Origin of the sequence: Edaphobacter sp., assembly GCF_035532915.1 — a bacterium.
Lineage (GTDB): Bacteria > Acidobacteriota > Terriglobia > Terriglobales > Acidobacteriaceae > Edaphobacter.
Genome location: NZ_DATKQC010000229.1, coordinates 1 through 6,945 on the forward strand (window position 1 = coordinate 1; position 6,945 = coordinate 6,945).

The following is a 6,945-nucleotide window of genomic DNA, read 5'->3' on the forward strand; positions in this document are numbered from 1 at the left end:
TTCTCCGCCACTACAGAGAGCCGAACAACGCCGCTCAATCCAACAATTGCGGCTTGGAGGCCGCCGCATGAGACAGAGAAAACCTGGCACTGTCCAGTCACTACTGAAGTGCCGTTCACTGGCAACTGGAATCCAGATCCAGAAGAGATTCTGACGATTGATGTTCCTCAAGAAGCCCAGGTCTTTGAGGCTGTGATACGGGGTAATGCCACGGCAGTACCAACGTCTTTGTACTGGTGGATGAGAGTCATCGCACCCAGGCAGGCAAACACGGCGGGCATAGCCAATTCGCCATGAAGATGCGCCGCCTGTTGCCCATGGCCTGCTATCTAGGTTTTACGGGCACTCCGCTGCTGAAGGGTGAGAGAAAGACTCTGGTCAGCTTTGGCGGCTTGATTCACTCGTACAAGATTGATGAGGCGGTGGCGGATGAAGCCGTGGTGCCGTTGCTCTACGAAGGTCGCATGGTAGAGCAGCAGATCAGCGCCGACGCCATCGACAAGTGGTTCGAGAAGATCAGCAAGGGCCTGACGGACCAGCAAAAAGCCGACCTGAAGCGAAAGTTTTCCCGCATTAGCGCGCTGGCAAAGACGACGCAGGCGATTCGCGCCAAGGCCTTCGACATCTCGGAACACTACCGCATGTACTGGCAGGGAACGTCCTTCAAGGCGCAGTTGGTCGCGCCATCGAAGGCCGCTGCCGTGCGCTTCAAAGAAGTCCTAGACGAGATTGGCCACGTGACGAGCGAGATCATCATCTCGCCGCCCGATGACAATGAGGGCAATGAAGAGGTAGACAAGGAATCGAAGAATCTGGTCCGCAAGTTCTGGGAACAGATGATGAAGCGCTACAAGAGCGAGGACGAATACAACCGGCAGGTCATTGATGCCTTCAAGGGATCAGGCGATCCCGAGATTCTGATTGTCGTCTCGAAGCTGTTGACCGGATTCGATGCGCCGCGCAATACGGTTCTCTATGTGTGCAAGCCGCTACGAGAACATAATCTGCTGCAGGCGATTGCCCGAGTGAATCGCCTTTACGAAGAAAATGGCGAAGAGAAGCAGTTCGGATTCATTCTGGATTACGAAGGATTGCTTGGCGAACTCGATAGCGCGTTGACAGAATACAGCGCCTTTCAGGAGTATGACGGCGACGACATCAACGGGACCGTGCATGACGTGCGTGGCGAGATTCGCAAGTTGCGCGGGCTGCACGATCAACTGCTCGACCTCTTCAAGTCCATCAAGAACAAGAAGGACATGGAGCAGTACGAGCAGTTTCTTGCCGACGAGCCAACCCGCCAGAACTTCTATGCGCGTCTGCGCGCCTTCAGCCGCTGCCTGCATATCTCGCTCTCGTCGGACAAGCTACTGGACATTTACACGGACGCCGACGTGGACCGCATGAAGCGAGACTGGAAGCAGTTCTCTGAGCTGAAACGCTCGGTACAACTGCGCTACCAGGAAATTGTGAACATGAAAGAGTTCGAGCCAAAGATTCAGAAGCTCCTCGACGATCACGTCGTTGCCATGCCTGCAGAAGTTGTCGTGGAGTTGGTGAACATTAACGACCCGAATGCGCTTGAGGCGGTTGTCAAGGAGACAGGAGTGTCGCCTGCTTCTAAAGCGGATCGAATTGCCAGCGCCACGCGCAAAGTGATCTACGAAAGGATGGAGGCAGACCCCGCCTTTTACAAGCGCTTTTCCGAACTGCTTGAGGAGACAATTCGCGATTATCGGGAAAAGCGCATCTCGGAAAAGGACTATTTGAAGCAGGTAGTTGATCTTGCCGCAAAGGTAGCGCACAAAGATCGCGGTCAAGGTGTTCCGGACAGCATCAAGGGAAATGAAGATGGCCAAGCCTTTTATGGGATTCTAGATGGCGCTCTTGTTTATTCCGATGGGAAGCCCGTTGATAAGGACGAGATTGCACAGATTGCTTTAACGATCATCGAGATCATCAAAGAACATCACATCGTCGATGTTTGGCGAAACGATATTGCCCAGAACAATATGCGCAATGCCGTGGATGACTATTTCTTCGATGTGCTTCGAGATCACAAGCAGATCAACCTGCCGGCCGAAAGGATGGACGACATCGACGAACAGATCATGAATCTAGCTCGCGCGAGGTTCCCAGGATGAAGTCTGAGCAATACACCGCCGAATACGGATGCTTTTCGTTCAACTACACAGTGGTTCGCAGAGTGCGAAAGAGCTTGGAAATTGCAGTCGAGCCGGATTCCACCGTAAGAGTGGCCGCGCCGAAGTCGGCTAGTCCAGAGCGTATAGCCCAGAAAGTCAAGAAGCGGGCATCTTGGATACTCCAGCAGCAGAGATACTTTGAGCAATTCACACCTCGCACGCCTGAACGTCGCTATCTCTCAGGAGAAACGCATCTATACCTCGGTCGGCAGTATCGGCTAAAGGTAATAAACGCTGTAAGCGATTCCGTTAAGCTGTTGCGCGGCTATATTGTTGTTCAGACTGCAAGACCGAAAGAGTCCGCTGAAACGAAGAGGATGGTTGAGCAGTGGTATGCCCAAAAGGCAAGAGCGCGTTTTCAGGAAAGAATTGAACTATGTATGCAACGCTTCCCTCGGCCAAACTCGATGATGCCAAGTGGAGTGACGATACGCACGATGCAAAAGAGGTGGGGATCTATGTCACAAAGGCGAAGGCTCATGTTAAATCAGCGCCTTATTCAAGCTCCTGTCGATACGATTGACTACGTGATTACTCATGAGCTGTGCCATCTCTTGGAGCCTGACCACAGCCCTAGATTCTTCAGACTTCTAAAACGAGTGATGGACGACTGGGAGCAAAGAAAAGAGAAGCTGGAGCAGTTCTTGTCGTAGCCTTGTTGGCAGGTATGGGTGTGCATGGGATGAAGTGCGCTACTCAAGAGAGAGAGCTGACCTGCCCTTGGAATTTCTGGCCGGACCGACGTAGAGCTTCTCTGCCCGTGCCCAGTAACACGATTTTCCTTGGTGCAGACAAACGGTAGGGGGTCTAAATCGGCTTATGAATGCGCGGTATCGTAATGATTTCACTCCCGGACCCTGCTGCGTCTGTCGGGACTAATCTAACGAGTGTTCACCGAATCCGGCTTACTCAACGTGCTTGATGGTTCTGTGCAGATCAATTGCCTGCTGTTTTGTCGGGCTTATGACTCAGGCCTGCCTGCGTTTTCTACCGCTTTAGGGTAGATGAGTGTTGCTGAGGTTCAGAATTGGCGAAAGTAAAGATTGGCCGGATTGATCCACCTAGGCGGTATCAATGCACTCCTCAAGGTTCGGAAATAGAATCCTGATATTCAGCAGCCTTGGAACAGATCTGACACTGAGGGTCGCGTGCCAGCGAGCCTTCTCCCAAATTTCCATTGAGGAAGTTGAAGGTTGTCATCCCGCTTGCATGGGGTATCGTCTCCCCAGAAAGTAGATTCCGGAAGAGGCTTGCGGCGAGAAGGACCCCTGACCCGAGGGATACAAACCCAACCGAAAAATCTGGAGGAGGAGTAGACACGAAGTCCATTAACGCGGCCCTCCCAAGATGACCGCAATGCGAATCGTTGATGTACTCCTCTACAATTGCAACCTCGAGCCCGTGTTCGGTCAAGAAGCTAGCACGTTCTTGATGGCTCATCGCGCGGAGTTGACGCTCGATCCCGCGCATCGCCTCGCCCTGATGTTCACGGGCATTGTGGCATCCTAGGCAGACTGCATCCTTTTCCCCGGCGTAAACGTTCGTCTTCGCCTGTAGATCAAATGTGCTTCCACCCAAAAGCCATTGGGGGTGCAGGCCTTGAATATCTTGCCTGCCGTCTCCCTTGTCGACGCATGAGACGACCATGCTGTAGCTTCCGGCTCCGATCTCCTCGGCCACATCTGCACGCATACCCGCACGCGCGTCATTCACGAACCGCTTTAGATCGCCACTGAATGGAAAGCTGGCAATGCCAACCGCCTCCAAACGGGATGCCAGGACTGCAGTCTTCTCTTGATTCAAATCCTCGGTTCCAGCGAGGCTGCAGCGGTTCAAGTTGGTCTTGTCATAGACGTCATCGTCCACTAGCACCGGGTACATATCGCGGTTTTCCAGATGGGTCAGCACATAGACCAACGCATTGCCTTCGGCGCCGGCACCCACAAGAACGAAGGGTGGCAGGTGAAGTTCGTTCAACGCGGGTCCTGCGTCTAACTCTTCCCAGACCGAGCTCATGGAGTTCTTCCAAAGAGAATACGCATGATTGTCGAGGAATCGTCCGCGACGAAGCCCCCAGGTTCTCTTGAAGATCTCTCCTGCGGCTAAGGCCGCTGCGAAGAAAGGCCCGACCGGATTCAGTGAGGGTGAAGGACGGTCGTCAGGAACGTTTTTCAACTCACCGACCCACGCCTTCCAGCTATCTGCGATACACGCAATCGTTTTCGCCGAGTCCAGCGTCGTCGCGCCGCCGATGACGATTGTGTGGTCTGCCTCATGAGGGGAGGAATTATCTCCCGTTCGCACCTTCATGCCAACAGCCCACTCACCAACAGCCACTAGATATTCAGTAAGTGTCTGCCACACTCCCTTGATGATGGGGTGGATGAGCAATGGAACGGCTGCCGAAACGATCTCCAGTTCTTCGACCAGACCCACTTGTCGCGCCAGCAAGTTGACGAGGCACTCCGCAATTAGCTGGCCAGACACAGAGTTCGCCCAATCTTGCGTGATTACGACGCGGACGCATTGATGCATTGCATTCGGTTGCTCCGCCAGGCCATCCGTGCCCAGCAGGTGCCTACTGCCGATCTCGGGGTCGATACTCATCGCATGTCCTCCACACGAACCTCTCCATCCGAAGGACAAATTCGCTTCTTTGCCGAATCAGGATCGAGACGGTGCCAATAGCCGTTCTGCCATTCGTGCACGCCGACGCCATGCAAAAAACCACGTGTCTTGCGACCGTAAGAAGGGAACACCAGCGAGAGAATACGATGGCTGCTCACCATCTCGTCGTCATAGGAGGAATGCTCGACCCATTTCCCAGGATGACTGTGCACTTGGGCGAGCGGTTTCCATCCCTCGGGCACCCGATGAACAACCTCCGCCAAAGCCTCCGCGCTGACGTGATAATTTCCCCAGCGCATTTGTTGTCGAGGCGACACCACGTAACAAACTGTCCCGTTACCGTTCGCATCTTTGGTCCCATACCACATCACGCCGCTTTCGCGTCCACCGGCTATCCGCAGCAGACGGTGAGTTGCTTTCAGCGCTTCCAAGGGAAGGAACAGTCGTACCGTTCCAGGCTCATACGGCAACGGTGGTGGATTGCGCTTGAATTCGTCTTCCATGCTCATAGTTTTGCGAAGCGCCCTCCATAAAAAGAGGCCATAGCCTTCTGAATGGCCGCCACTGTGGTGTAAAAGGTGTTTTGCCCGCTCCAAATAAGGTTTGGCTCCACAGGATGCGCCGTATCGTAAAACTCTTGTGTCGCCGAGCAGCAGATCAGTTGCAGGGTCTTACCGTTCGCAGCCGCATAGTTCGGATGCATATGGCATTCGGGGCTGGTGAGGATAGGCAGATGATGCTGGTCGACAGGATGCGCGTACGCCAACGTGTCGGGGTTCACGAACTGGGCGCTGGGCGGCCACTTCCGGTAAGCGGCAAAGCCAAGACGCAGCACATAATTTTCGATGACCCCGTTGAGCGTGCCCTGTATGGGAACAATGAGTGAACTCTTATTCAGTCTTCGCCAGCCCAACTCCTCTATCGCCGTTTTGCCCAGGAAAGCGAGGACGCGAGGGATGTCCTCATCGAGTGAGGCGATCCCCCGCGCGATGTCGAGAACAGGCGTCGGCGGAACAATCTGTGCCATCAGGCACCGCCGGTCTCAGATGCGATCCCGAAGTGGAAGTTTTCGATGACCTTTCGGTCCCGTGCCTGCTCAAGCGTGAGCTGTAGGTGCCCCATCAGTGACTTCGGCTGAGCGCCGGCCGTCTGAAAAACGTCCTTCGGCTTCCGTTCGAGCTTCAGCTCCTTGTAGGACTTGTCCCACACCTGCTGAAGCGTCGCATGGATTTTTTCTTTAAAGGTGGCTTTTTCCAACTCGTTCACGTGAATCACGTGGACATCGACTTCGTCACGCTGCGATGCCTCCTCGATTTCGTGAATAGCTTCCTTCACTTCACGCTCGGCCTTAGCCTCATCCTCGCGAGCGTGCTCCAAGTGAACCTCGGCCTCTTCCAAATGTTCGACTGCTTCGTCCAGTGAACGGGAATTAGTGCGATTTTCTTCGATTGCCATGTTCCACTTCCTTTCTGAACAAAATTAATGACATGCCACGAACCGGAATGGGCTCCAATGCGTTGCTGTTTACCGGCATTCGGGTAAGGCGAGCAGATTGTCCGTCCATATACGATCGGAATAGGTCTGAACGTATTGGGTACCGTTCGCGTGCTCGCGGCCACCCACTCGGGCATTGTTTCCGCGCGCATCGGCCACCGATGCCACGCCGTTCTGGTTTTTGATCCAGTCGTACATCTCCAGCCGGGTTGACCGGCCCGTCTCGTTAGTTTGTTCGTTGGTCCAGCCGAGCTCCGAGATGGCGTGGTGGGGATCCTCGTGGTACCCATTCGACTTCTTGATGCAGGTGATCCGGATTGACATGCTGGCGCTCCTTCCCGGTCGGGGGACGACGGTTTGGTTATTTGTTCTGGTTTTTCAGGAAGTCGCTCAGCGAGGCCGCCCCGGTCCTATCTAGCAGCGTGTCCAGGCGCATATCCGAACGGACTCCGGGCGCGAAGTTCGGCCCGTACTCGTCGCGGAGAGTGCCAACAAGGGTGTCGCCACGCTTCCTGCGAATCTCGCCGTCCGCATCCCGGCAGCGATCGTCCAAGCCAGTCTCACTTTGGTTGCTCATGCACGCTCCTTGGTCATGGACTCTGAACGTTGCGCTCAGGCC

General features: G+C 54.5%; 9 protein-coding genes. 3 read left to right on the forward strand and 6 right to left on the reverse strand.

The window, feature by feature from the left end; all coding sequences use genetic code 11:
• From VMU57_RS11115 to VMU57_RS11125, 3 genes are all read left to right on the forward strand, one after another.
• The coding region (locus VMU57_RS11115) for a hypothetical protein (RefSeq protein WP_325383368.1) at nt 1–297 on the forward strand (297 nt) is incomplete at its 5' end.
• Nucleotides 237–2,144, forward strand: coding sequence for a type I restriction enzyme subunit R domain-containing protein (locus VMU57_RS11120; protein ID WP_325383360.1), 1,908 nt, complete (start codon nt 237–239; stop codon nt 2,142–2,144). The genes VMU57_RS11115 and VMU57_RS11120, both read left to right, overlap by 61 nt.
• Nucleotides 2,141–2,857 (forward strand): SprT family zinc-dependent metalloprotease, encoded by a 717-nt coding sequence (locus VMU57_RS11125; protein WP_325383361.1) that lies wholly within the window; start codon nt 2,141–2,143, stop codon nt 2,855–2,857. Before VMU57_RS11120 ends, VMU57_RS11125 begins: the two co-directional genes overlap by 4 nt.
• 430 nt (nt 2,858–3,287) lie before the next feature.
• Here VMU57_RS11125 and VMU57_RS11130 read toward each other — a convergent pair whose 3' ends face one another.
• The 6 genes from VMU57_RS11130 to VMU57_RS11155 form a co-directional block, all read right to left on the reverse strand.
• A complete protein-coding gene (locus tag VMU57_RS11130) occupies nt 3,288–4,640 on the reverse strand; it encodes a ThiF family adenylyltransferase (RefSeq protein ID WP_325383362.1) in 1,353 nt (450 codons plus the stop codon).
• A gap of 167 nt (nt 4,641–4,807) precedes the next feature.
• The gene (locus tag VMU57_RS11135) at nt 4,808–5,335 is read right to left on the reverse strand and encodes a hypothetical protein (protein WP_325383363.1); all 528 of its coding nucleotides are present in this window, start codon (nt 5,333–5,335) and stop codon (nt 4,808–4,810) included.
• 2 nt (nt 5,336–5,337) lie between these two features.
• Nucleotides 5,338–5,859 (reverse strand): hypothetical protein, encoded by a 522-nt coding sequence (locus VMU57_RS11140; RefSeq protein ID WP_325383364.1) that lies wholly within the window; start codon nt 5,857–5,859, stop codon nt 5,338–5,340.
• On the reverse strand, nt 5,859–6,287 hold the full coding sequence (locus tag VMU57_RS11145; protein ID WP_325383365.1) for a hypothetical protein: 429 nt from the start codon (nt 6,285–6,287) through the stop codon (nt 5,859–5,861). The genes VMU57_RS11140 and VMU57_RS11145 overlap by 1 nt, the downstream gene beginning before the upstream one ends.
• 69 nt (nt 6,288–6,356) lie before the next feature.
• A complete protein-coding gene (locus VMU57_RS11150) occupies nt 6,357–6,650 on the reverse strand; it encodes a DUF3892 domain-containing protein (RefSeq protein ID WP_325383366.1) in 294 nt (97 codons plus the stop codon).
• A gap of 37 nt (nt 6,651–6,687) precedes the next feature.
• Nucleotides 6,688–6,903, reverse strand: a complete 216-nt coding sequence (locus VMU57_RS11155; RefSeq protein ID WP_325383367.1) for a hypothetical protein — start codon at nt 6,901–6,903, stop codon at nt 6,688–6,690.
• Nucleotides 6,904–6,945 lie beyond the last annotated feature (42 nt).